Origin of the sequence: Celeribacter neptunius, assembly GCF_900113955.1 — a bacterium.
GTDB lineage: Bacteria > Pseudomonadota > Alphaproteobacteria > Rhodobacterales > Rhodobacteraceae > Celeribacter > Celeribacter neptunius.
Window position 1 is genome coordinate 1,216,404 of sequence record NZ_FORH01000001.1, and the last position, 22,148, is coordinate 1,238,551.

The window sequence follows — 22,148 nt, forward strand, 5'->3', positions numbered from 1 at the left end:
ACAGCCCCCTGCCCGAGACCCAATCACAGCCCTCGCGTGAACATCGCGGGGGCTTTTTTTGTACGCTCCGTTCCTTTGCGCCCCACTCCTTTGCGGTTCGTTCCGGCGTGCCTCGGCGCGTTCCCCGGTCAGCTCAGCGGCGCATATCGGTCGAAATAGCCCCGCAGAAGCGGCGACAGCTCCGCACGCTCATGCATTCCGAGCGCGCACCGCGCCGCCATCACCGCCGCGCAATCGGGCTCCAGCCGCTCCAGCAGGATCGGCGATGGGATCAACACATCCTGGGTCGACAGGGAGGTCCCGAAATAGAATTTCGGATTGCCGAGATACCTGGATTCGAACCCGCCCAGGACCATGATCGAGGTTTGCTCCATCGAGATCACGAAGGAAAAGCCGAGCAATTGCCGGAACACCAGGCCGCGGAAACGGCGCTTTCCGGGTTTGCGCCCGAGACCGATGCGGGTGCTGGCATCGACCGGCGTATAGCCGCGGATGCGGGCGACATCGAGCTCATCCCGGCTCAGCGCGAACATCGAACAATGGATCGCCCCGGGATTGAAAGAGGACACCCGCCGATACAGATAGACCCCGCTGGGCAAGATGTCCTCGGGCACCTCCAATGCCCCGACCCCCGACAGGAGCGACGTCAGTTCGCGCAGCGCGCCGGTCTGTCGGCAGGGCTCGCGCAATGCGTCGAGCGGCTCGAGCAGGATACGGGCATCCACATCGAAATAGCTGCAAATCCGGTCGAGCACATCGGGGCGCGGAAAGGCCTCGGCATGAAGATATCTGTTGAATTGGGTGCGATTGACCCCCAGCTCTCGACAGAGCTGCGAGACAGATTGCGCATCCGCCGCGAGACGGCGCAAATTTTCGCCAAACACCTGGCGCAGCTGCGCAGGAGATAATTCTCCCCGTTGCACGTTCTCCTCCCCCTGGAAACATGTCACTCAACATTCACCGACAATACACCTCGGTTGACCTCTCGCATCGTCACCGCCAAGGCGGCTGCCCTTCCCAGATGTCTTCACGGCGGGACCGGCCCAGCCGCCAGAGCAAAGGGGAGCGCGCCATCTGACATGCGCTTCGAATATGCGAGGTTCTGCCGATTATGTGCGAAGACCGCCACCTTTGATACAGTTTTATGTCACACCCGCCAAAGAGGGACGCAATTGACGCCAGATAGCGTCATCTCCTCCTCCCGCTGACACATAAGCGAGAATTCCCCAACCTGCTGGCCTGTGCTATCTTTAGTCGCTCTTTGTGAGCCGTTCCTGTGAGTTTTGATGATGGATGGTATTGTTCTCTGGGTAGATGCCGAGTCTGACAAAGCCATGATCTGGTGCAGCGACCATGGCGATCTGGCCTATGTGTCCAGTGCGGAGGCCCTTGTCGGCACCACCACCATGCCCGAGGTTGGTACGATGGTTTCGATCAAGACCCGTATCGTGAACGGCATTCGCTTCTGCTATCAACTCACCCCGCTGCAACGCAATGCCGCCCCGGAGCTGGCCCAGGCTCTGCGCAATATCGCGGCCGCCTGAACATTTTGCCCGGACAGGTCCGCGACCGGCACAGAACCCTATGGGGGCTGCCCTATGGGGACATTGACCTATTGGAAGACTGTTTCTGCGGACATTCGGCCGATGGCGGGACCAAGACCCGCACACGCGCGTGTGCGAGCTCAATCCACAAGACAAAGCAGCGATAAGACAAAGCAGCGACGAAGGGCCCCTGAGGTTCGCGGATCAACCTGTAGTCCGCAGGACTGTCACGCCCGTCCCCACCCGCACCACACAGGCGGCAGGGGATTTCGAATGAAATCTCCCGAGAGCCGGAGAGCCTCAACCCCTCGCTGCCACAAGAAAAAAGGGGCCCCGAAGGGCCCCTGAGGTTCGCTGATCGGGCTCCTATTGATACCGCCCGGTAGATTTTATGCCTGCGGCCCGATCCGCGTCGGGAGCGAACGCATCCGCTCCTGAAAGGTGTCCGTAGACCCCCTGTTCAGGACCTTCCGGGTCGAATGGAAGGTCCTCACCCCGTTTCGCCGGTCAGGCGGCGAAACGTATTCCTTTAGTGCAGCACCCGTCCCGCAGAGCTCATCACCGCGAGCGTCGCCTTGCACCCCTGCGTGCCTTCGGCGCGATAGTCCTGCACCGAATAGCTCACGCTCAGCGACGGAACGCCCAGGATCGATACCGCCTGGCTGCGGTCGAAGGCGTCCGCGAGGGCACCGACCACATTATGGCCGAACTCCACCTCGAGCACATTGCCCCGCATGGTCACCCGATCTGCGGCGCAGAGCCGTCCGGCGATATCGAAAACCAGTTCCATTTCAGTCTCCTTACACCCGGCTCACGAACACCCGGAGGTGCCGCCGCAGGTGTTGCATTTCATGCAGGTGCCGTTGCGCACCAGCGTGTAGTTGCCGCATTCGCCACAAGGATCGCCCTCGTAGCCCTGCATCTTTGCCTTGTCCCGCGCGGTCATCGACACGGTGCCAGTGGAGATCGCGGTCTCGGTCACCGTGGTCACAGAAGCCTTGGTCTCCGGCACCAGCGTCTGCAGCGCCACTTCCGGGTCCATCGCCCCACCGAGCGCCACCGCCCCGGTATGCATCCCGCCTTGCAGGACAACGAGCTCCTGCGGCAGACGTTTGCGCAGATAGCCGGTCGAGGAGATCTGTTTCAGCACTTCGATCGACTTGGCAGAGGCGCTCTCCGAGGGGGTCTTGACGTTGGAGAGACCTTCGGCCGCATCCTTGTCGAGATCGTCAAAGGCGGCGCCCTGCGGTTTCACATGCGCAAGATCGGTGCGATCGAGATAGGAGACCGCCAGTTCGCGGAAGATATAGTCGAGGATCGAGGTGGCATTCTTGATCGAGTCATTGCCCTGCACCATGCCTGCCGGCTCGAATTTGGTGAAGGTAAAGGCATCGACGAATTCCTCGAGCGGCACACCGTACTGAAGCCCGACCGAGACCGCGATGGCGAAATTGTTCATCATCGCCCGGAAACCGGCGCCTTCCTTGTGCATGTCGATGAAGATCTCGCCGAGGCTGCCGTCCTCGTATTCGCCGGTGCGCAGATAGACCTTGTGGCCGCCGACATTGGCTTTCTGAGTGTAGCCCTTGCGACGATCGGGCATCTTCTCGCGGCCACGGGCAACCTCTTTGACGATGACCTTCTCGACGATTTTCTCGGCCAGAACCTGGGCCTTCTCCTGGATCGAACCAGTGGCGAGGATTTCCTCGGCCTCTTCGTCATCCTCGATCAAAGCGGCGGCGAGCGGCTGGCTCAGTTTCGAGCCGTCGCGGTAGAGCGCATTGGCCTTTGTGCCCAAGGACCAGGACAGCTCATAGGCCGCGAGGCAATCTTCAATCGTGGCGTCATTCGGCATGTTGATCGTCTTGGAGATCGCGCCGGAGATGAAGGACTGGGCGGCGGCCATCATGGTGATGTGGCTGTCGACCGAGAGATAGCGCTTGCCCTTCTTGCCGCAGGCATTGGCGCAATCGAAGACGTTGTAATGCTCTTCCTTGAGGAAGGGCGCACCTTCGAGCGTCATCGTCCCGCAAACATGGTCATTGGCAGCGTCGATATCGGCCTTGGAAAAGCCCAGGGAGCGCAGCAAGTCAAAGGACGGATCGTTGAGTTTTTCGGCCGGGATGCCCAGCGTGCCGGTGCAGAATTCCTCGCCCAGGGTCCACTGGTTGAAGACGAAGCGGATGTCGAAAGCCGAGGGCAGCGCCGCTTCGATCTTGTCGATCTGCGCCTGACCGAAGCCGTGCCCGATGAGCGCGGTGTGGTTGATGCCCGGGGCATTGCCGATGGTGCCGTGACCAACGGCATAGGACACGATTTCCTCGATCTGGCTCGAGGTATAACCAAGTTTTTCAAGCGCGCCCGGCACGGAACGGTTGATGATCTTGAAATACCCGCCACCGGCGAGTTTCTTGAATTTCACCAGTGCGAAATCGGGCTCGATCCCGGTGGTGTCGCAATCCATCACCAGACCGATGGTGCCGGTGGGGGCAATCACAGACACTTGCGCGTTGCGGTAGCCGTGTTTCTCACCCAAGGCCAGCGCCTCATCCCAGGCGGATTTTGCCAGCTCAATGAGATGCGCATCCGGGCAGTTGCCGTGATCGAGTGCAACCGGTTTGACCTCGAGCCCTTCGTAGCCCGTGGTCTTGCCATAGGCGGCGGTGCGGTGGTTGCGAATGACGCGGAGCATGTGCTCGCGGTTCTTCTCGAACTTGTCAAAGGCGCCCAGTTCCCCGGCAACCTCGGCGGAAGTGGCGTAGGACACACCGGTCATGATCGCGGTCAGAGCCCCGGCCAGCGCCCGGCCCGCATCCGAGTCATAGCCCAGACCCATGTTCATCAACAGACCGCCGATATTGGCATAGCCGAGACCCAGGGTGCGGAAGTCGTAAGAGCGCTGCGCGATTTCCTTCGACGGGAATTGCGCCATCATCACCGAGATCTCGAGGGTCAGGGTCCAGATGCGGGTGGCATGCATGTAGCGTTCCGCGTCGAACATGCCGTCTTTCAGGAAGGTCAGCAGGTTCATCGAGGCGAGGTTACAGGCAGTATCGTCCAGGAACATGTATTCCGAGCACGGGTTGGAGCCGCGAATATCGCCATCCGCCGGACAGGTGTGCCAGGCATTGATCGTGTCGTGGAACTGGATGCCCGGATCGGCACAGGCCCAGGCGGCATGACCGACCTGCTCCCAGAGATCGCGGGCCTTGACGGTCTTGGCCACCTTGCCATCGGTGCGGCGCAGAAGCTCCCATTCGGCATCGTCTTTCACGGCTTTGAGGAAAGCATCGGTGACGCGCACGGAGTTGTTGGAGTTCTGACCAGAGACCGACGCATAGGCTTCCGAGTCCCAATCGGTGTCATAGGTAGGGAATTCGATCGAGCTATAGCCCTGTTTCGCGTAATCGAGCACGCGTTTTACATAGGTTTCCGGGATCGCGACCTGCTTCGCGGATTTCACCGCGGCTTTCAGCGCCGGGTTCTTCTTCGGATCGAAAGCATCGGCTTCGGCGCCGTCCCAAGTGCCGATCGCGTCGAAAATCTCGTTGAGCTGGCGCTCGTGCATCTTGGAGCCGGCGACGATCGAGGCCACCTTCTGCTCTTCGATCACCTTCCAGTTGATGAATTCCTCGATATCCGGGTGATCCATGTCGCAGATCACCATTTTCGCGGCGCGGCGCGTGGTGCCGCCGGATTTGATTGCGCCGGCAGCGCGGTCACCGATTTTCAAAAAGCCCATCAGGCCGGAGGACTTGCCACCACCCGACAGCGCCTCATTAGCGGCGCGCAGGGACGAGAAGTTGGTGCCGGTGCCGGAGCCGTATTTGAACAGGCGTGCCTCACGCACCCAGAGATCCATGATGCCACCGTCGGACACGAGATCATCGGCCACGGATTGGATAAAGCACGCATGCGGCTGCGGATGCTCATAGGCCGAGGCCGAGCGGGTCAGCTCACCGGATTTGTAATCGACATAGTAATGCCCCTGGCCCGGACCATCGATGCCATAGGCCCAATGCAGGCCGGTGTTGAACCATTGCGGGCTGTTCGGCGCGCCCATTTGCGAGGCAAGCGTGAAGCGCATTTCGTCGTAATAGGCCTTGGCATCCTCTTCGGAGGTGAAATACCCACCTTTCCAGCCCCAATAGGCCCAGGCACCGGCCAGACGGTCGAACACTTGCTTGGCCGAGGTTTCGCCTGCAAAGCGCTGATCTTCCGGCAGTTTTGCCAGTTGATCCTCATCGGGAACCGAGCGCCAGAGGAAAGAGGGCACGCCCTTTTCGCGGACTTTCTTCAGTGCTGCCGGAACCCCCGCCTTGCGGAAATATTTCTGGGCGATGACGTCGGAGGCCACCTGCGACCACTTGGCCGGGATCTCGCAATCGTCGAGTTTGAAAACAATCGTGCCATCCGGGTTGCGGATTTCGGAAGTGGTCTTGGTGAATTCCAAGCTCTCGTAAGCGTCTTTGCCTGCCGTCGTGAATTTACGTTCGATCTTCATGATGTCCCGACCAAATCTTTCTCTATGGCTCCGACCCGGGCGCTCCGCCCCTGCCGATCCTGCTGCATATGCCCCCCAGGGCTTCTTGAGCCCGGTGTGAGAGACCTCTCGACCCGCATGAGCAAAGCGCTGCCTCCGGCTTTACCACCTCATGCCACCGGCTTGGCTTTCGCTACATATTGTAGGTCGCTCAGGTGAGAAACAGCCCCGGACATCGCACAAAGCTCCTTCGTCCCGCAGCCCGGAAACGGCGCGGCCCGACGTGAGATTCGTCTTCGATAGTCAGTGTGGTCGTTGGTGGCCTATCCGTGGTTTTTTAACCGCCCGCTTAACGATTTCCCGGCAAAACTGCCCGGAACCGATGCGATCCTCATTCGGATATGTCCCCCGAGACCCTTGTCCCTCACCGTGCGAAACCGACTAAATGTAGTGTGTGTCTCGTCCGGCCCACACAATGTGCAGCGTCTCGCCCCCTATGGTCAACGCAAAATTTAGGGTTTGCTTCACCAAAAAACCGTTGACGAAATTTGCCCACAGAGCCGCGCGATTCGACTTTGAAGACGTTAATAGTTTTTCCTTTGTTTTCCATGGGTTTCCAAAATCCCGTTAAGATTTTGCACAAGCATATGTGGATAACTCGCCTTGCGGTCGCAGGTGGTGTTTTTGCCACAGGAACCGGCGTTTCACGGCAGAGCGCCCAATTCCTCACCACACTAGATGTAGTAGGTCAAAATTGCTTCGCTGACGCAGAAATATGCGATTTTTTCAATGAATCCGCAGGCAAAAGACAACCCACAGGCGAGTTTGGCCGATCGAGGCCCATCAAATAGCGATTCGTTCGCACAGCCGGGCAGGCGACCGCGAGATCGAATCAAATTTGTAACACGGCGCGGTGATCGGCGGCGAAGCGCCGCCCGAACGCGCCACAGGCAGACCAGGCTAGGCGAAACAGGTCACGCGAAACAGGCCGAGCGAAACAGAGCAGGCGCAACATCCGTCCCTTGCAGAGCTGTCATTTGAAAGAGGGGAGGAGAAAGTGGTCGGGGCGGCGAGATTCGAACTCACGACCCCCTGTACCCAAAACAGGTGCGCTACCAGACTGCGCCACGCCCCGACCGTGCGCCTCTCCTACCGTGCCGCAGCGCGGTTGAAAAGGGCTTAATTGCCGTGATCTTACGAACCGCCCTACTCGGCACAGGGATCGGCCGCCGCCGCGCCGAAGGCCGGATGGCGCAGCACGTCGCCGGGCATGATCCCCATCGCCTCGGCCAGCCCGCCATTGATTTCCAAAACGGCAAAGACCGCGTCGCCGCCCGGGATCGGCGTGCGATCGAGCGGCACGGCCTCGGAATGCACCCGCGTCACCACACCGTGCTGATCGGTGAAAATCATGTCGAGCGGAATGAGCGTATTGGCCATCCAGAAAGACACGGGCTGCGGCTTTTCATAGACAAACAACATGCCATGCGAGCGCGCCATCTCGGGCCGGTTCATCAAGCCCAGAGCCCGTTCGCCGGCATCATCGGCAATCTCTACGGAAAACCGGGCCTGATGCCCTGTGCCCGTACCGCCTTGCGCGCCAGCAGCTGTCCCACCGGTGATGATCACCTCATCGGCCCGGCAGGCCGACTGCGCCGCGGCGCCCTCCCCGACAAGACCGGCGGCCAGAAGGGCAAGGCCGCCCCAAAGGGCGGCCGGCACGGCGGCCCGCAACCGGACCGCCAAGAGCTCAGGCATCGACCGCGACTTCACGTTCGGCCTCACGCAGGGCCACGTCCCAGGCGGTGACATGGGCGGCCATGCGCCCACGACGGCCCTCGATGACCCGCAGGCCCACGGCCTCGCCGGGCATCAGATCGGCCAGACCGGAGCGGCGCAGCACTTCGATATGAATGAACACATCCTCGGGACGACCAAAGACATTGGCAAAACCGAAGCCCTTGCCCTTGTCGAACCATTTCACACGCGCGGGCTCCAATGGCAGATCGAGATTTTCCTCGCCCACCTCTTCGAGATCCTCGAGCACCGCACCGGCACCGGGTGCCGGCGGCTCGATCTCAAGCACCTCCACCGCCTGCACCCCACGTTCCGTGGATTGCACGATCAGGCGGATCGCGGCGGCATCGGCCACCGAACTCTGTCCAAAGTTACGCAATACGTTTGCATGCAGAAGGATATCGGGGCCACCATCATCGGCGACCACGAATCCGAAACCGCGAGTCGGATCGAACCATTTGACGTGGCCCGAGACGACTTTACCGAAGTCTGTATCGTTCATTCTCTTTTTCTCATCAGGGCCAATGCCGAAGCAACGGCCCAAACCATGGGGTTTACCCCCCTCATCCCGTCAGGACCCTGAGACAATCGCACCGAAGGTTCAAGCCCCCTGCGCACTATCTTTTTGATCAGGTATTCACCTTCCGTCGCGTCAAGCCCCACAATTGATCACGGATTCAGCCGTTGGATATCCCACGGCTGATCCGGTGCCGAGCGCCGCCAGCGAAACCTGTCATGCAGACGAAATTCGCCATCGGCCCAAAACTCGATCTCCAGAGGGGAAATCCGGTACCCCCCCCAGAAGGGAGGACGTTTCGGATTGGGGCCGTGTTTCAGCCCCTCCCTCGCGACTGTTTCCAGCAATGCGGATTTCGAGCTCAGAGGCCGCGATTGTTGACTGGCCCAGGCCCCGATGCGGGACCCGAGGGCCCGGGATTTGTAATAGGCGTCGGACGCCTCTTCACTTTCCCGTGACACCAGCCCGCGCACCCGCACCTGCCGGCGCAGGCTTTTCCAGTGCATCACGAAGGCCGCCTTGCCGGCGCTTTCGATCTCCTGGCCCTTGGCACTCTCGTAATTGGTGAAGAAGACAAAGGCGTCATCGGCGATCTCTTTGAGCAGCACCATGCGCACATTGGGCAGACCCTCGGGATCGACCGTGGCGATGGCAATGGCATTGGGGTCGTTGACCTCTTTGGCCTCCGCCTCTTTCAACCATGACCGGGTGATTTCGAACGGGTCATCGCCTGCGAATATGCCTTTGCGTGGAACCATGACCGCCTCCTTTTCCTCTCCTTCTCGATAGCCGCAAGCGCGCGGTTCAACAAGAGCAAGGAAGCAAAAGAAAAGCCGCACAGGCGGTTTGCAGATCCCATCCGCCCGCGTTGTGACCCCACGTCACGAATTTGGCCCGCGTTAGCCTTGATCGCCCTGCGCAAAACCAATAAAGCACCTTGCAACAGCAATAATGAGCGGAAAACGAACGCCATGACCAAATTGATGGACAGCAAGCGCGGGCTGATCATGGGCCTTGCCAATGACAAATCGATCGCCTGGGGCATTGCCAAAGCGCTCTCTGAACACGGTGCGGAGCTGTGTTTCTCCTATCAGGGAGAACAGCTCAAGAAACGCGTCGACCCGCTGGCCGAACGTCTCGGCTCCGATTTCGTGGTCGAATGCGACGTCTCGGACGAGGCCTCGATCGACGCGCTGTTCGACGCGATCAAGGAAAAATGGGGCAAGATCGACTTCATCGTTCATGCCATCGGCTTTTCCGACAAGGCCGAGCTGCGCGGCCGCTATGTCGACACCACGCGCTCGAATTTCAACCTGACCATGGATATCTCGGTCTTCTCCTTCACCGCGGTGGCACAACGCGCGGCGAAGCTGATGCCCGAGGGCGGCTCGATGTTGACCATGACCTATTATGGCGCCGAGCGCGTCATGCCGCATTACAATGTGATGGGCGTGGCCAAGGCGGCGCTCGAGGCCTCCGTGCGCTACCTCGCCGAGGATCTGGGCAAGGACGGCATCCGCGTCAACTCGATCTCCGCCGGTCCGATCAAGACGCTTGCCGCTTCCGGCATCGGGGACTTCCGCTACATCATGAAGTGGAACGAATATAACTCGCCGCTGCGCCGCAATGTGACCATCGACGATGTCGGCGGCTCCGCGCTCTACCTGCTGTCCGACCTGTCGGCCGGTGTCTCCGGCGAGACCCACCATGTGGACGCGGGCTATCATGTCGTCGGCATGAAGGCGGTCGACGCTCCGGATATGTCGAAAGAGTAAGCCCTCTTTCAACAGACCACATGAAACGGGGGCCTTGGGCTCCCGTTTTCTATTTCGCCTCTTCTACTGCCCCTGTCGTCTTTGGGAGGAGATGATGACACTCACCCTGTTCCTGTCGATCCTGAGCATTCACCTGATCGCCGCCATGTCCCCCGGCCCGTCCTTTGTGGTCTCGGTGCGCACCGCCGCCTCCGAAGGGTTTCGTCCGGCCTTTGGTCTCGCCGTCGCTTTCGGCCTCGGTGCCGTGATCTGGGCGCTTGCTGCCATGTCCGGCCTGTCGGTGCTGTTCGAAATCTTTCCCCGCACCTATCTGGCCTTCAAACTCGCGGGTGGGCTGTTCCTGATCTGGATCGGCATCAAGACCCTGCGCCATGCCCGGGATCCGCTGCCCGCCTCGGATGCGGCCGACGCTCTGGCGGCCAGCCCACGCTCACTGATCAACGCCTTTCGCCTCGGGCTCATCACCCAGCTGTCGAACCCGAAACCGGCGGTGTTCTTCGGCGCGGTCTTTGCCGGGCTGATCCCGCCCGAGACCTCGCTCGCGCTCAAGGCAGGTTTACTGTTTTTCGTCTTTTTTGACGAAACCCTGTGGTATGTGATTGTCGCGCGCGTTTTTTCGCGGCAAAAAGCACGACAAGCCTATGGCCGGGCCAAGCTCTGGACCGATCGCCTCCTTGGCGGCATGATCGTCGCTTTCGGAGCGCGGATCGCGCTCAGATAGCACAAGAACACCGGCTCGCAAAAACGGCCCGCCACGCCACGTCGATGAAAGGAATTCGAGATGTCCGACCGCCTGCCCCATGAAAAAGGCTTTCATGTCAGCTGGGACCAGATCCACCGCGACAGCCGGGCGCTGGCGTGGCGGCTCGATGGCAAAGGCCCGGATGACGGCGCCTGGCGTGCCATCGTGGCGATCACTCGTGGCGGCATGGCGCCGGCGATGATCATCGCCCGCGAGCTGGACATCCGCACCGTCGACACGATTTCGGTGAAATCCTATGACCACCAGACCCAGTCCGAGGCCAAGGTGCTGAATTCGCCCGATCCGGAGATGATGGGCGACGGCACCGGCATTCTGGTGATCGACGATCTGGTGGACAGCGGTCGCACGCTCGAGCTGTGCCGCCAGCTCTACCCGAACGCGCATTTCGCCACCGTCTATGCCAAGCCCAAGGGCCGCGCCCAGGTCGACAGCTACATCACCGAAGTGTCGCAGGACACCTGGATCTTCTTCCCCTGGGACATGGCGATGCAATATGTGAAGCCGTACCGCGGACGCGACTGAGCATCCCGACATCGACGTTCAAAAGGGGCCGCAAGGCCCCTTTTTCTTTGGTGAATTCAACTTTCACTCAGGCCGCCCCGGCGCCGAGCGCCTCGATCTTGCGGGACCAGCGCGCCACCAGATCGGGCTTGGCATGCGAGGCGGGGGCAAGCTGGGTGACCCGCACCGGCTTGATGCCGACAAAGCCAAGGATATGCCCCTTGAGCATCGAGGCCACCGGATTGCGATGGGCCAGCCAGAGATACCATGTCGGCGAGTCCGAGGTGAGCACCACCCGGGCGCTGCGCCCTGTCAGCATCGGGGCCGGCACGCCGAACTTGTTCGGGTGGCGCGGATCGAAACTGTTGCCCGGCAGGAACGCCCGGTCGATCAGCCCCTTGAACTTTGCCGGCAGGCTGCCCCACCACATCGGTGTGAAAATCACCAGATGTTCGCACCACCGGATGTCATCCATGACCTGTTCGAGATCGGGTTCGAGCGGTTTCGGATCACCATAGCCGGCGCGTTCAAAATCCATGTCGAAGTCGAGCGCGTCGAGATGCGTCAGCCGAACCTCATGCCCCGCCCTTTCGGCGGCGCGGGCATAGAGATCGGCAAAGGATTTCGACAAGGACTTCGCCGCCGGATGACCGTTCAGGATGTAAATGCGCTTCTTGGGCATAGTGCCTCCGGGAAATAAAATTGACCACGGTCAGTTTCATAACTTCAAAAAGTGACCATGGTCAATTATAAATTTGACCGTGGTCAATAAATATGCAGACTGCAACTATGAACAAACCGATCCAGAAACGCGCCATCGCCACCCGTGAAAAGCTGCTCTCGACCGCCAGGGCCCTGATTGATCAGGAGGGCTTCGAGGCGCTGCGTGTCGAGGATCTGGTGCGCACCGCCGGCGTCGCCAAAGGGACGTTCTTTGCCCATTTCAAGGATAAGGACGCGCTGATGGAGCAGATCATCGGCGCGCGGCTTGCCGAGATCAGCGCCGAGGCAGACCAGGCCCCTGCCCCGCAAAACGTGGCCGAGATGGTCGCCACCCTGAACCCGCTGATCGCGTTCATGACCTCGGAACGCTATGTGTTCGATGTGATCCTGCGCTATTCCGGCGCCGCGGCAATCTCAGAGATCGGTCCGATTGCCGAGCAGTTCACGGTTCAGGGGGAGCTCTTCGCGCGCTGGGTGGCGCAAGGCCCGTTTCGCAAGGATATCCCTGCCGATCTGGCCGGGGACGGTATCGGCGCCTTTCTGATCCAGAGCATCGCCCTGACCTTTTGCGCGCTGCATTGCAGCTCGGCGATCGAGCCGCGGCTCGCCACCTATCTCGACGCCTGGCTGTTGCCCTCGGGCGCATAGGCACCCCGTCCGGCGTCTGGAAGCCCTCAGGCCGCCGAGGACGAGCCCATGGACCAGATCATGTTTTCGAGCTTTTCGATCTCATGTTCGGCAAAGGCGATGCTGCCCTCCCGATCGGTGGCGCGGATCACCGCGTCGATGGCGCCGCAGGCGGAGCGCACCAGATAGCCCGCCAGGCGTTGCGTCATCGCATAGGACATGTCGCGGATGCGGTCCGTCATTTCCTCTTCCAGGATCGCATCGCCGTCCCGCGCGACGACCAGCGCCGCCCGCAAGTCTTCGACAATGCCATAGTCCGCGTCCCTAAAGATCGCGTCTGGCGGGGCTTTCGTCTGAACTGCCATAGTAACCTCACATTTATCGTTGACCACAGGTTCCGCACCGTCGCGTGCAGCCTGAAAGTTGAGCTGCATTTGGGGCGCTTTGATGCCATTGTCATCCCGGGCTTTTGGCAAAAGTGTAAACGCCCCCTGAAAACGCGGATGAAAAACGATCACCCCCTTGTGAAAGTCTTTTTTTTCAGCGATTTGCGCGAGATTTCATCACAAACAATGCAGGCCTCACCATTTCGGGAGCGATTGCATCCGCCGAGGCCGCCTCCTACTGTGGTGCGCGCGCCCGCCGCAGACGCAGGCAGCCCCGCCCCAGACCCACGCAGACCTGCCGCAGATTTCAGGAGTTCCCCATGCCCGATCCGCTTTCCCTGCCCCTTTCTCCGGCCATGGCCCGCACCCAGGCCTCGCCGATCGTCGCCTCACGCGGCTGGCTCGAAGGGGTGACATTCTCCGCGGATCAGCCGCTGATCAATGTCTCGCAAGCCGCACCGATGGAGGCACCGCCGCTGCCGCTGCGCCAGGAGATCGCCCGGATCGCACTCGAAGACACCGCCGCGCATCTCTACGGCCCGGTCTTGGGCCTGCCCGAGCTGCGCGCGGAAATCGCCAGTCAATGGTCCTCGGCCTATCATGCCGAGATCGCGCCCCGTGAGGTGGCGATCACCTCAGGCTGCAATCAGGCCTTTACCGCGGTGATGTCCACGCTCGCTCAGGCGGGCGATGAGATCGCTCTGGCAACGCCTTGGTATTTCAACCATAAAATGTGGTGTGACATGTCGGGCGTCACCGCCGTGCCGCTGCCCACCGGTGAGGATCTCCTGCCGGATCTCGAGGATGCGGCCCGGCTGATCACGCCGCGCACCCGCGCCATCGTGCTGATTACGCCGAACAACCCCGGCGGGGTGGAATATCCGGCCGAGCTTCTGACGAAATTCTACGCGCTGGCGCGCGAACATCGGATCGCTCTGGTCCTCGACGAGACCTATCGCGATTTCGACAGCCGCTCGGAGGTGCCGCATTACCTGTTCCGCCAGCCCGACTGGCACGACACGCTGATCCAACTCTATTCCTTCTCCAAGGCGTTTCGCCTCACCGGGCACCGGGTGGGCGCGCTGATTGCCGCGCCGGAGCGGCTGACCCAGGTGGAGAAATATCTCGACACGGTCACCATCTGTCCCAATCAGATCGGCCAGCGCGCCGCGCTCTGGGGGCTCCAGAACCTGAGCCAATGGGTGGCCGGCGAACGCGCCGAGATCCTCGCCCGGCGTCAGGCCATTCTCGACGGTTTCCCGGCGCTTGCTGCGAAGGGCTGGAAGCTCTTGGGCTGTGGCGCGTTTTTCGCCTATGTCAGCCACCCGTTCGACATGCCCTCGTCGCAACTGGCGCCCTGGCTGGTGCGTGAGGCCGGCGTACTCCTGCTCCCGGGCACCGCCTTCATGCCCGAGAACGATCCGCGCGCCGAACATCAGCTCCGCATCGCTTTCGCCAATATCGACCGGGCCGGGATCACGGAGCTTTTCACACGATTGGCACGGATCGATCCCTGATCCGCCTTGCCCTCCGTTTCGCTTGCCCCTACACAGTTTTCCAACCTTTAAGGGAGACAAAGACATGGCGAGCGGCAAGGGTTCTGGCGGCAAAATGGTGATCTGGGGGCTGATGGGGCTTCTGATCGTCGGTCTCGGCGGCTTCGGCACGGCGAATTTCGGCGGCGGGGTCTCTCGTGTGGCCTCTGTCGGGGATGAAGACATCTCCGTCGATGCCTATGCCAATGCTCTGCAAAACCAGATGCGCGCAATCGAAGCTCAGACCGGCCAGACCTTCTCCGTCTCGCAGGCACAGGACTTCGGCCTCTCCCAGCAGGTGCTCGATCAATTGCTGTCGCAAGCCGCGCTCGATGGCGAGACCGCCAAGCTCGGCCTCTCCGTCGGCGACGAAGCCGTGCGCCGCGAATTGCTCCAGGTCGATGCGTTCAAAGGCATCGATGGCACATTCGACACCGCCACCTATAAGGAGCTTCTGGCCCGCAACAACCTGACCGACAAGAGCTTCGAAGCCGATCTGCGCAGAGAGGCCGCCCGGGCGATTCTTTCCGGTGCGCTGGCCAGCGGCGTGACCATGCCCGCCGCCTATGGTCAGGTGGTGGTCGACTGGCTCGGCGAGCGCCGCAGCATCTCTGTGGCCACACTCTCTGCCGACACGCTCGACACCGGCGCACCGATTGCCTCCGACACGGATATCCAGACCTGGTATGACGCCCATCCCGAAAGCTACACCGCGCCCGAAGCCCGCCGCATCACCTATGCCTGGCTGACGCCCGCGATGCTCGCCGATCAGGTCGAGCTGGATGAGGACGCGCTGCGAAAACTCTATCAGGACAATATCGACAGCTATGTGCAGCCCGAGCGCCGCCTGCTCGAGCGTCTGGTCTTCGGCTCCGAAGACGAGGCGCAGGCCGCAGCAGACCGGATCGTCTCCGGCGAGACCTCGTTTGACGATGAGGTCACCGCACGCGGGCTCGACCTGATGGATGCCGATATGGGCGATGTCTCCGAGGCCGATCTGCCCGCCGCCGTCGGCCCCGCCGTCTTCGCGCTCGAGGGCACCGGCACCGTCGGCCCGCTGATGTCCGATCTCGGCCCGGCGCTCTACCGGGTGAATGGCACGCTGGCCGGCTCCACGGTCAGCTATGAGGAGGCCCGCAGCGAGCTGACCGCCGAAATGGGCACCGATGCCGCCGCACGAATGATTTCCGATCAGATCGAGACGCTCGACAACGATCTCGCCGGGGGCTTCACGCTCGAAGAACTCGCGGCTGAGACCGATATGCAACTCGGCACGATGGACTGGACCTCGGCCAGCGAAGATGGCATCGCCGCCTATTCCGCCTTCAAGGATGCGGTCCAGACCGTCACGCTGGACGACTATCCCGAAATCATGCAGCTTTCCGACGGCGGCGTCTTTGCCCTGCGTCTCGATGCGATCGTGCCGCCGACCCTGCGCCCGCTCGACGCGGTGCGCGATCAGGTGGCCGCCGATTGGGAGGCCGATGCGCTCGCCAAGCAATTGCAGGCCCGCGCCGAGGCGCTCGAGACCGAGGTGGCCTCCGGCACTGCGATCAGCGAGCTCGGCCTGCCCTTCGAAACCTTCGAGACCATCACCCGTCAGGACCTGATCTCGACCATGCCCGTGGGCTTCATGGATGCGGTCTTTGCCCCGGGCCTCAAGGCCGGCGGCACCACGCTCATTCCCGGTGACGGGCGCGTCGTGATCGCCAAGATCGACGCGGTCGAACCGCCGGTCGCCTCCGAGGACAATGACGCGATCGCCGCGAGCTACATCACCTCCGCCGCCCAGGGCGCGGCCACCGATGTGATCGAGGCCTTCTCCAGCGCGCTGCGCGCCCGCGACGGGGTGACGGTCAATCAAACGGCAATCAACGCCGTCCACAGCCAGATGCAATAACGGAACCCGACCATGGCCACGCTGATCCCGAGCTTCTCCGATTTCGAGGCGGGTTTTGCCGCCGGCAAGAACCAGTTGGTCTATGCCAAGGTGGCTGCCGATCTCGACACGCCGGTGTCGATCATGCTCAAGCTCGCCGGCGCCCGCACCGACACGTTCATGCTCGAATCCGTCACCGGCGGCGAGGTGCGCGGGCGCTATTCGATCATCGGCATGAAACCGGATCTGATCTGGAAATGTCACGGCACGGAAGCCGCGATCAACCGCAACGCGCGGTTCGACGCCGACAGTTTCGTCACCGACGACAAGGACCCGCTGGCCTCGATCCGGGCGCTCATCGACGAGAGCAGGATCGACATCCCCGACGACCTGCCCGGCTCTGCCGCCGGTCTCTTTGGCTACTTGGGCTATGACATGATCCGTCTGGTGGAGCATCTGCCGAATGTGAACCCGGACCCGATCGGCCTGCCCGACGCGGTTCTGGTGCGCCCCTCCGTGATTGCGATCCTCGACGGGGTGAAGGGCGATGTGATCCTCTGCTCGCCGGCCTGGATCGAAAGTGGGCTCTCGGCCAAGGCCGCCTATGCGCAGGCCGCCGAACGGGTGATGGATGCGCTCCGGGATCTCGAACGCGCGCCCTCCGAGGCGAGCCACGATCTCGGCGAAAGCTACGAGGCCCCCGCGCCGGTGTCGAATTTCACCCATGAGGGCTACAAGGCCGCAGTGGAGAAGGCCAAGGAATACATCAAGGCCGGCGACATCTTTCAGGTCGTCCCGGCACAGCGTTGGACTCAGGAGTTCCCGCTGCCGCCGTTTTCGCTCTACCGGAGCCTGCGGCGCACCAACCCCTCGCCCTTCATGTTCTTCTTCAACTTCGGCGGCTTCCAGATCATCGGCGCCTCGCCCGAGATTCTCGTGCGCGTCTTCGATGGCGAAGTGACCATCCGACCCATCGCCGGCACCCGCAAACGTGGCGCGACACCGGCCGAGGACAAGGCGCTGGAAGAGGATCTTCTGTCGGATGAGAAGGAACTCGCCGAACATCTGATGCTCCTGGATCTCGGGCGCAACGACACCGGCAAGGTGTCAAAGATCGGCACCGTGCACCCGACGGAGGAATTCATCATCGAGCGCTATTCCCACGTCATGCATATCGTCTCCAACGTGGTGGGCGAGCTGCGCGAGGACGAGGATGCGCTTTCGGCACTTCTGGCCGGTCTGCCGGCGGGCACCGTCTCCGGCGCGCCCAAGGTGCGGGCGATGGAGATCATCGACGAGCTGGAGCCCGAGAAACGCGGCGTCTATGGCGGCGGCGTGGGCTATTTCTCGGCGGGTGGCGACATGGACATGTGCATCGCGCTCAGGACCGCTGTTCTGAAAGATGAGAAGCTCTATATCCAGGCCGGTGGCGGCGTGGTCTACGACAGTTCGCCCGAGGGCGAATATCAGGAAACCGTCAACAAATCCAATGCGCTCCGGAAAGCGGCCGAGGATGCGGGGCTGTTTACAAGGTCGGGAAACAGGTAACACTGAGCCGCGCATGGCTGACGCGGGCGGTGGCGATACCGCCCATTGTGCCTCTCAATTTATCCCAGTCAGATCCGCAAAAGTTCAACACTTTGCGAAAACCTGACAAGGCGAAAACCTGACAAGATCGCCGCCGCGCGGGACGCGGTCATGCCAAAGGCATGCTTCCAGCATGACGATGTGCGGCGGCCTGCGGCCTTGTTCCGCACAGGGGGCAGATCCTAGAGGGAGCTTACAGAGGTAGCTCCGTCGTCGACTTGATCTCTTCCATCGAAAGAAGCGCGGTGACGTTGTAGATCGACACTTCGCCGATCAGCGCCTGATAGAACTCGTCATAGGCCTTGGCGTTGCGCACCCGCACCTTGAGGATGTAATCGATCTCGCCCGCAAGCCGATGTGCCTCGAGCACTTCCGGGCGCTTTTGCAGCACTTGCAGGAATTTTTCCTGCCAGCCCGCCTCATGCGCATTGGTGCGCACCAGCACGAAGAAACAGGCCTCAAGCCCGAGGCTCTCCGGGTCGAGAATGACCGTCTGCTGACCGATCACGCCGCCCTCTTTCATCTTGCGGATGCGATTCCACACCGGCGTCTTCGAGGAGCCGACTTTGCGGGCAATCTCGTCGAGAGACTGGCTGGCGTCGCGTTGCAGCTCGCCCAGAATTTTCCGATCCATCGCATCGAGTTGGACTGGCATTTCGGTTTTCCTTTCGATCTTGGAATTGCGGCCTGCTCGCTTGCGCATACAGGAACAATCATCCTTATTCTCGCAACCCCATGGCCCAAACTTGGGACAATGTTCTAAATTAAGCGCAGAAAATCGCAAGTCCGAAACTCGGATCGGAACATTCGGAGGCCGCCATGTCGCGTGTATTCACACCCAAAGCCATCACCGCCAACGCCCTGTTGGAGGGCGATGTGATCTATCTCGATCATGCCGGCCAGTGGGTCCGCGATCTGCGCATGGCCCGGGCCTATACCGAAAAGGAGATGGCCGAGGCGGCACTCAATGAGGCGGCGCGGGATCTCACCGCCGTCGGCGCCTATCTCGCCGATGTGAAACTGGGCGAGCATGGCCCGGAGCCCACGCATTTCCGCGAGGATTTCCGCCGCACCGGCCCGTCGAACTATTTCCACGGCAAACAGGAAGCTCAGCGAGGGACCGACGCCCATGTATAAGTACAACGACTTCGACGAGGCTTTCGTCCGGTCCCGCGTGGCGCAATTCTCCGCCCAGGTGGCACGGCGCATCGACGGCTCGCTCACCGAAGAGGAATTCCGGCCACTGCGGCTAATGAACGGGCTCTATCTGCAGCTCCACGCCTATATGCTCCGCGTCGCCATCCCCTATGGCACGCTGAACTCCGGCCAGATGGAGCAGCTCGCCCATATCGCCGAGACTTATGATCGCGGCTATGGCCATTTCACCACGCGGCAGAACATCCAGTACAACTGGCCGAAACTGCCCGACGTGCCGGCGATCCTGACGGATCTCGCCGATGTGGAAATGCATGCGATCCAGACTTCGGGGAATACCATCCGCAATGTCACCGCCGATCATTTCGCGGGGGCTGCGGCCGATGAGGTGGCCGACCCGCGCCCCGTGGCGGAGCTGATCCGGCAATGGTCCACCGATCACCCGGAATTCCAGTTCCTGCCGCGCAAGTTCAAGGTGGCGGTCTCGGGCGCCGAGGCCGACCGCGCCGTGGTGAAAGCCCATGACATCGGCCTTTACCTGCGCGAAGAGAATGACGAGATCGGTGCGCAGATCATCGTTGGTGGCGGGCTTGGCCGCACGCCGATGGTCGGCAAGGTGCTGAAAGACTTCGTGTCGCTTTCGGACCTGCTGCCCTATCTCGAGGCCACGGTCTCGGTCTGGAACCTCCTCGGTCGTCGCGACAACAAATACAAGGCCCGGATCAAGATCACCGTGCACGAACACGGCATCGAGGACATCCGTGCCCTGGTCGAAACCCGCTTTCAACAGCTCAAACCCGCCTTTGGCGGCGTCGATATGGAGATGCTCGCCGAGATCAAGGCGGCCTTTGCCCCGCCCGCCTTCCGCGAGGCGGCAACCGAGCCCTATGAGGCGGCCTATGAGGCCGATCCGGTGTTCCGGTCCTGGGCCGACACCAACCTGAGCGCACACAAGGCGCCGGGCTATGCCATCGTGACCGTCTCGACCAAGACCCCGGGGCAAACCCCGGGAGACGTGAGCGCCGATCAGATGCGGGTTCTGGCGGGGCTCGCGCGCCGGTACGGCCATGACGAGTTGCGGATTTCCCATGAGCAGAATGTCATCCTGCCGCATATCCACAAAGCGGATCTGCCAGCGATCCACGCGGCGCTGAAAGAGGCCGGTCTGGCGACCGCCAATATCGGGCTGGTGAGCGACATCATCGCCTGCCCCGGCATGGATTACTGCACTCTGGCCACGGCGCGTTCCATCCCGGTCGCTCAAGGCATCGCCACGCGGTTCGAAGAGCTGAAACTCACCCACGAGATCGGCCCGCTGAAGATCAAGATCTCCGGTTGCATCAACGCCTGTGGTCATCACCATGTCGGTCATATCGGCATCCTCGGCCTCGACCGCGCCGGGGTGGAGAATTACCAGATCACATTGGGTGGCGATGGCACCGAGGATATGGTGATCGGCGACCGCACCGGGCCTGGTTTTGCCTATGACGAGATCGTGCCGGCGATCGAACGCATTCTCCTGAGCTATCTCGAGCTGCGCGAGGCGCCCGAGGAGACCTTCCTCGAGGCCTATCGTCGCCTCGGCATGGCGCCGTTCAAAGCCGCGCTCTACCCGGCGAAAGAGTCGGGAAAAGACGCCAAAGAGGCAAAGGAAAAAGCCCATGCCGCATGAGGCAACCCTGCTCAGGGAAGAGTTCGGCACGGTGCAGACCCGTGTCGACCGTCTGAACGCGCGCTATGCCAATCACTCCGCCACCTCGGTGCTGGACCTGGCGCTCCGGGATCGGGAGCTCGGGCGGATCTCGCTTGTCTCCTCCTTCGGGGCGGAAAGCGTCGTGCTGTTGCACATGATCTCGGTGATGAAGCCGGATACGCCGGTGATTTTCATCGACACCGAGATGCTGTTCGAGGAAACGCTGCAATATCAGCTCGAGCTGATCGACAGGCTCGACCTGCGCGATGTGCGCCGCGTCCGCCCGGCCCCCGCCAAGCTCGACGCCCATGATCCCGAGGGGTTGTTGCATCTCTCGGACAAAGATGCCTGCTGCGATCTGCGCAAGACCCAGCCGCTGCAAAACGCGCTTGGCAATTTCGACGCCTGGATCACCGGCCGCAAACGCTTTCAGGGCGCGACACGCTCCTCGCTCGATTTCTTCGAGAACGAGATGGGCACGCGGATCAAGATCAACCCGCTGGCCTATTGGGCGCCGTCGGATTTGCAGGACTATATCATCAACAACCGCCTGCCGCGGCATCCGCTGATCGCCAAGGGATACCCGTCGATCGGCTGTGCGCCCTGCACCAGCCCGGTGAAAGAGGGCGAGGACCCGCGCGCCGGGCGCTGGCGCGGCGAGGACAAGACGGAATGTGGCATTCATTTCGCGGGTGGCAAGATCGTCCGCGGCCCGCAAACCGCCGTAACGGCAGACAATTCGACCAAAGGAGATGCAGCATGAGCGTGATCGTACAGGACAGCGGCTTCGTCGCCGATGATTTCGATGAGACCGTCAATGGCGACTGGTGCGTGCTCACCGCCGAAACCGATGTCACGACATTGGAGCAATATCTCGGCGAACCGGCGATCCGGGTGGATTTCGTCTCCTTCTCCGATGGGCGCGGCTTCACCCTCGCCCGGCTGCTCAGGCTCGCGGGCTTTGCCGGGCGTTTGCGCGCCTGCGGGCCGGTGATCGCCGATCAATACGCCATGGCGCGCCGCGCGGGCTTTGACGAGGTGGAGATCCCCGACGATCTCGCCGCGCGTCAGCCCGAAGCACAATGGTTGGCCCGTGCCGATTGGCGGGCGCATGACTATCAGACGCGGTTGCGCAAAACCGCCTAACCCCTGTGCCCGCAAAATGAAGGGCGCCAAGCCTTGC

The 22,148-nt window shown here is 61.7% G+C and carries 21 protein-coding genes and 1 tRNA gene; 12 read left to right on the top strand and 10 right to left on the bottom strand.

Annotation, left to right across the window (positions count from 1 at the left end; genetic code table 11):
- Nucleotides 1–128: 128 nt before the first annotated feature.
- Nucleotides 129–884: a helix-turn-helix domain-containing protein gene (locus BM151_RS05940; protein WP_177213035.1), complete on the bottom strand. Its 756-nt coding sequence runs from the start codon at nt 882–884 to the stop codon at nt 129–131.
- Nucleotides 885–1,289: 405 nt separating this feature from the next.
- Here BM151_RS05940 and BM151_RS05945 point away from each other — a divergent pair, with 405 nt between their 5' ends.
- Complete coding sequence (locus BM151_RS05945) at nt 1,290–1,544, top strand: hypothetical protein (protein WP_143093049.1); 255 nt, start codon at nt 1,290–1,292, stop codon at nt 1,542–1,544.
- Between the two features lie 529 nt (nt 1,545–2,073).
- Here the strand turns inward: BM151_RS05945 and BM151_RS05950 are convergent.
- From BM151_RS05950 to pdxH, 6 genes are all read right to left on the bottom strand, one after another.
- The gene (locus tag BM151_RS05950; RefSeq protein WP_090058893.1) at nt 2,074–2,334 is read right to left on the bottom strand and encodes a hypothetical protein; all 261 of its coding nucleotides are present in this window, start codon (nt 2,332–2,334) and stop codon (nt 2,074–2,076) included.
- A 21-nt stretch (nt 2,335–2,355) separates the two neighbouring features.
- Nucleotides 2,356–6,048, bottom strand: a complete 3,693-nt coding sequence (locus tag BM151_RS05955) for a vitamin B12-dependent ribonucleotide reductase (RefSeq protein ID WP_090058896.1) — start codon at nt 6,046–6,048, stop codon at nt 2,356–2,358.
- A gap of 1,037 nt (nt 6,049–7,085) precedes the next feature.
- Nucleotides 7,086–7,162, bottom strand: a tRNA-Pro gene (locus BM151_RS05960).
- A 71-nt stretch (nt 7,163–7,233) separates the two neighbouring features.
- Nucleotides 7,234–7,785: a DUF192 domain-containing protein gene (locus BM151_RS05965; protein WP_090058898.1), complete on the bottom strand. Its 552-nt coding sequence runs from the start codon at nt 7,783–7,785 to the stop codon at nt 7,234–7,236.
- A complete protein-coding gene (locus BM151_RS05970) occupies nt 7,778–8,326 on the bottom strand; it encodes a cold-shock protein (RefSeq protein WP_090058901.1) in 549 nt (182 codons plus the stop codon). The genes BM151_RS05965 and BM151_RS05970 overlap by 8 nt, the downstream gene beginning before the upstream one ends.
- Nucleotides 8,327–8,493: 167 nt before the next feature.
- Nucleotides 8,494–9,099 (bottom strand): pyridoxamine 5'-phosphate oxidase, encoded by a 606-nt coding sequence (gene pdxH, locus BM151_RS05975; RefSeq protein WP_090058903.1) that lies wholly within the window; start codon nt 9,097–9,099, stop codon nt 8,494–8,496.
- Between the two features lie 213 nt (nt 9,100–9,312).
- Here pdxH and fabI point away from each other — a divergent pair, with 213 nt between their 5' ends.
- From fabI to gpt, 3 genes are all read left to right on the top strand, one after another.
- On the top strand, nt 9,313–10,116 hold the full coding sequence (fabI, locus tag BM151_RS05980) for an enoyl-ACP reductase FabI (protein WP_090058906.1): 804 nt from the start codon (nt 9,313–9,315) through the stop codon (nt 10,114–10,116).
- Between the two features lie 94 nt (nt 10,117–10,210).
- Entirely contained in the window at nt 10,211–10,837 is a 627-nt protein-coding gene (locus BM151_RS05985; RefSeq protein ID WP_090058908.1) for a LysE family translocator, read from the top strand.
- Nucleotides 10,838–10,897: 60 nt separating this feature from the next.
- Complete coding sequence (gene gpt / locus BM151_RS05990) at nt 10,898–11,401, top strand: xanthine phosphoribosyltransferase (protein WP_090058911.1); 504 nt, start codon at nt 10,898–10,900, stop codon at nt 11,399–11,401.
- Between the two features lie 67 nt (nt 11,402–11,468).
- On the opposite strand, the gene BM151_RS05995 is transcribed toward gpt, so the two are convergent.
- Nucleotides 11,469–12,062: an NAD(P)H-dependent oxidoreductase gene (locus BM151_RS05995; RefSeq protein ID WP_090058914.1), complete on the bottom strand. Its 594-nt coding sequence runs from the start codon at nt 12,060–12,062 to the stop codon at nt 11,469–11,471.
- Nucleotides 12,063–12,169: 107 nt separating this feature from the next.
- Between BM151_RS05995 and BM151_RS06000 the strand changes: the two genes are divergently transcribed.
- Nucleotides 12,170–12,751, top strand: coding sequence for a TetR/AcrR family transcriptional regulator (locus BM151_RS06000; protein WP_090058917.1), 582 nt, complete (start codon nt 12,170–12,172; stop codon nt 12,749–12,751).
- 26 nt (nt 12,752–12,777) lie between these two features.
- Here the strand turns inward: BM151_RS06000 and BM151_RS06005 are convergent, their stop codons facing one another.
- Nucleotides 12,778–13,095, bottom strand: a complete 318-nt coding sequence (locus tag BM151_RS06005; protein WP_143093050.1) for a hypothetical protein — start codon at nt 13,093–13,095, stop codon at nt 12,778–12,780.
- 341 nt (nt 13,096–13,436) lie between these two features.
- On the opposite strand from BM151_RS06005, the gene BM151_RS06010 reads away from it, so the two are divergent.
- The 3 genes from BM151_RS06010 to trpE all read left to right on the top strand — a co-directional run bounded on the left by BM151_RS06010 (nt 13,437) and on the right by trpE (nt 18,078).
- On the top strand, nt 13,437–14,633 hold the full coding sequence (locus tag BM151_RS06010) for an aminotransferase (RefSeq protein ID WP_090058922.1): 1,197 nt from the start codon (nt 13,437–13,439) through the stop codon (nt 14,631–14,633).
- 64 nt (nt 14,634–14,697) lie between these two features.
- Nucleotides 14,698–16,551, top strand: coding sequence for a SurA N-terminal domain-containing protein (locus BM151_RS06015; RefSeq protein ID WP_090058925.1), 1,854 nt, complete (start codon nt 14,698–14,700; stop codon nt 16,549–16,551).
- A 12-nt stretch (nt 16,552–16,563) separates the two neighbouring features.
- Nucleotides 16,564–18,078 (top strand): anthranilate synthase component I, encoded by a 1,515-nt coding sequence (trpE, locus tag BM151_RS06020; RefSeq protein ID WP_090058927.1) that lies wholly within the window; start codon nt 16,564–16,566, stop codon nt 18,076–18,078.
- A gap of 232 nt (nt 18,079–18,310) precedes the next feature.
- On the opposite strand, the gene BM151_RS06025 is transcribed toward trpE, so the two are convergent.
- Nucleotides 18,311–18,772 (bottom strand): Lrp/AsnC family transcriptional regulator, encoded by a 462-nt coding sequence (locus tag BM151_RS06025; protein ID WP_090058930.1) that lies wholly within the window; start codon nt 18,770–18,772, stop codon nt 18,311–18,313.
- A 164-nt stretch (nt 18,773–18,936) separates the two neighbouring features.
- On the opposite strand from BM151_RS06025, the gene BM151_RS06030 reads away from it, so the two are divergent.
- Genes BM151_RS06030 through BM151_RS06045 form a run of 4 tightly spaced genes read left to right on the top strand, consistent with a single transcriptional unit; the run spans nt 18,937 to nt 22,111 of the window.
- Entirely contained in the window at nt 18,937–19,254 is a 318-nt protein-coding gene (locus BM151_RS06030; RefSeq protein ID WP_090058931.1) for a DUF2849 domain-containing protein, read from the top strand.
- Nucleotides 19,247–20,944, top strand: a complete 1,698-nt coding sequence (locus BM151_RS06035; RefSeq protein WP_090058934.1) for a nitrite/sulfite reductase — start codon at nt 19,247–19,249, stop codon at nt 20,942–20,944. The genes BM151_RS06030 and BM151_RS06035 overlap by 8 nt, the downstream gene beginning before the upstream one ends.
- On the top strand, nt 20,934–21,728 hold the full coding sequence (locus BM151_RS06040) for a phosphoadenylyl-sulfate reductase (protein ID WP_090058936.1): 795 nt from the start codon (nt 20,934–20,936) through the stop codon (nt 21,726–21,728). The genes BM151_RS06035 and BM151_RS06040 overlap by 11 nt, the downstream gene beginning before the upstream one ends.
- Nucleotides 21,725–22,111 carry a DUF934 domain-containing protein gene (locus BM151_RS06045; RefSeq protein WP_090058939.1) on the top strand — a complete coding sequence of 129 codons (387 nt, stop codon included), beginning with the start codon at nt 21,725–21,727 and terminating at the stop codon, nt 22,109–22,111. Before BM151_RS06040 ends, BM151_RS06045 begins: the two co-directional genes overlap by 4 nt.
- The last annotated feature ends 37 nt before the right edge of the window (nt 22,112–22,148 follow it).

Bases quoted from the DNA above. Each gene is read 5' to 3' on its own strand.
- BM151_RS05945 (WP_143093049.1), top strand. From the start codon at position 1,290: ATGGATGGTATTGTTCTCTGGGTAGATGCCGAGTCTGACAAAGCCATG.
- BM151_RS05950 (WP_090058893.1), bottom strand. From the start codon at position 2,334: ATGGAACTGGTTTTCGATATCGCCGGACGGCTCTGCGCCGCAGATCGG.
- BM151_RS05955 (WP_090058896.1), bottom strand. From the start codon at position 6,048: ATGAAGATCGAACGTAAATTCACGACGGCAGGCAAAGACGCTTACGAG.
- BM151_RS05965 (WP_090058898.1), bottom strand. From the start codon at position 7,785: ATGCCTGAGCTCTTGGCGGTCCGGTTGCGGGCCGCCGTGCCGGCCGCC.
- BM151_RS05970 (WP_090058901.1), bottom strand. From the start codon at position 8,326: ATGAACGATACAGACTTCGGTAAAGTCGTCTCGGGCCACGTCAAATGG.
- pdxH (WP_090058903.1), bottom strand. From the start codon at position 9,099: ATGGTTCCACGCAAAGGCATATTCGCAGGCGATGACCCGTTCGAAATC.
- fabI (WP_090058906.1), top strand. From the start codon at position 9,313: ATGACCAAATTGATGGACAGCAAGCGCGGGCTGATCATGGGCCTTGCC.
- BM151_RS05985 (WP_090058908.1), top strand. From the start codon at position 10,211: ATGACACTCACCCTGTTCCTGTCGATCCTGAGCATTCACCTGATCGCC.
- gpt (WP_090058911.1), top strand. From the start codon at position 10,898: ATGTCCGACCGCCTGCCCCATGAAAAAGGCTTTCATGTCAGCTGGGAC.
- BM151_RS05995 (WP_090058914.1), bottom strand. From the start codon at position 12,062: ATGCCCAAGAAGCGCATTTACATCCTGAACGGTCATCCGGCGGCGAAG.
- BM151_RS06000 (WP_090058917.1), top strand. From the start codon at position 12,170: ATGAACAAACCGATCCAGAAACGCGCCATCGCCACCCGTGAAAAGCTG.
- BM151_RS06005 (WP_143093050.1), bottom strand. From the start codon at position 13,095: ATGGCAGTTCAGACGAAAGCCCCGCCAGACGCGATCTTTAGGGACGCG.
- BM151_RS06010 (WP_090058922.1), top strand. From the start codon at position 13,437: ATGCCCGATCCGCTTTCCCTGCCCCTTTCTCCGGCCATGGCCCGCACC.
- BM151_RS06015 (WP_090058925.1), top strand. From the start codon at position 14,698: ATGGCGAGCGGCAAGGGTTCTGGCGGCAAAATGGTGATCTGGGGGCTG.
- trpE (WP_090058927.1), top strand. From the start codon at position 16,564: ATGGCCACGCTGATCCCGAGCTTCTCCGATTTCGAGGCGGGTTTTGCC.
- BM151_RS06025 (WP_090058930.1), bottom strand. From the start codon at position 18,772: ATGCCAGTCCAACTCGATGCGATGGATCGGAAAATTCTGGGCGAGCTG.
- BM151_RS06030 (WP_090058931.1), top strand. From the start codon at position 18,937: ATGTCGCGTGTATTCACACCCAAAGCCATCACCGCCAACGCCCTGTTG.
- BM151_RS06035 (WP_090058934.1), top strand. From the start codon at position 19,247: ATGTATAAGTACAACGACTTCGACGAGGCTTTCGTCCGGTCCCGCGTG.
- BM151_RS06040 (WP_090058936.1), top strand. From the start codon at position 20,934: ATGCCGCATGAGGCAACCCTGCTCAGGGAAGAGTTCGGCACGGTGCAG.
- BM151_RS06045 (WP_090058939.1), top strand. From the start codon at position 21,725: ATGAGCGTGATCGTACAGGACAGCGGCTTCGTCGCCGATGATTTCGAT.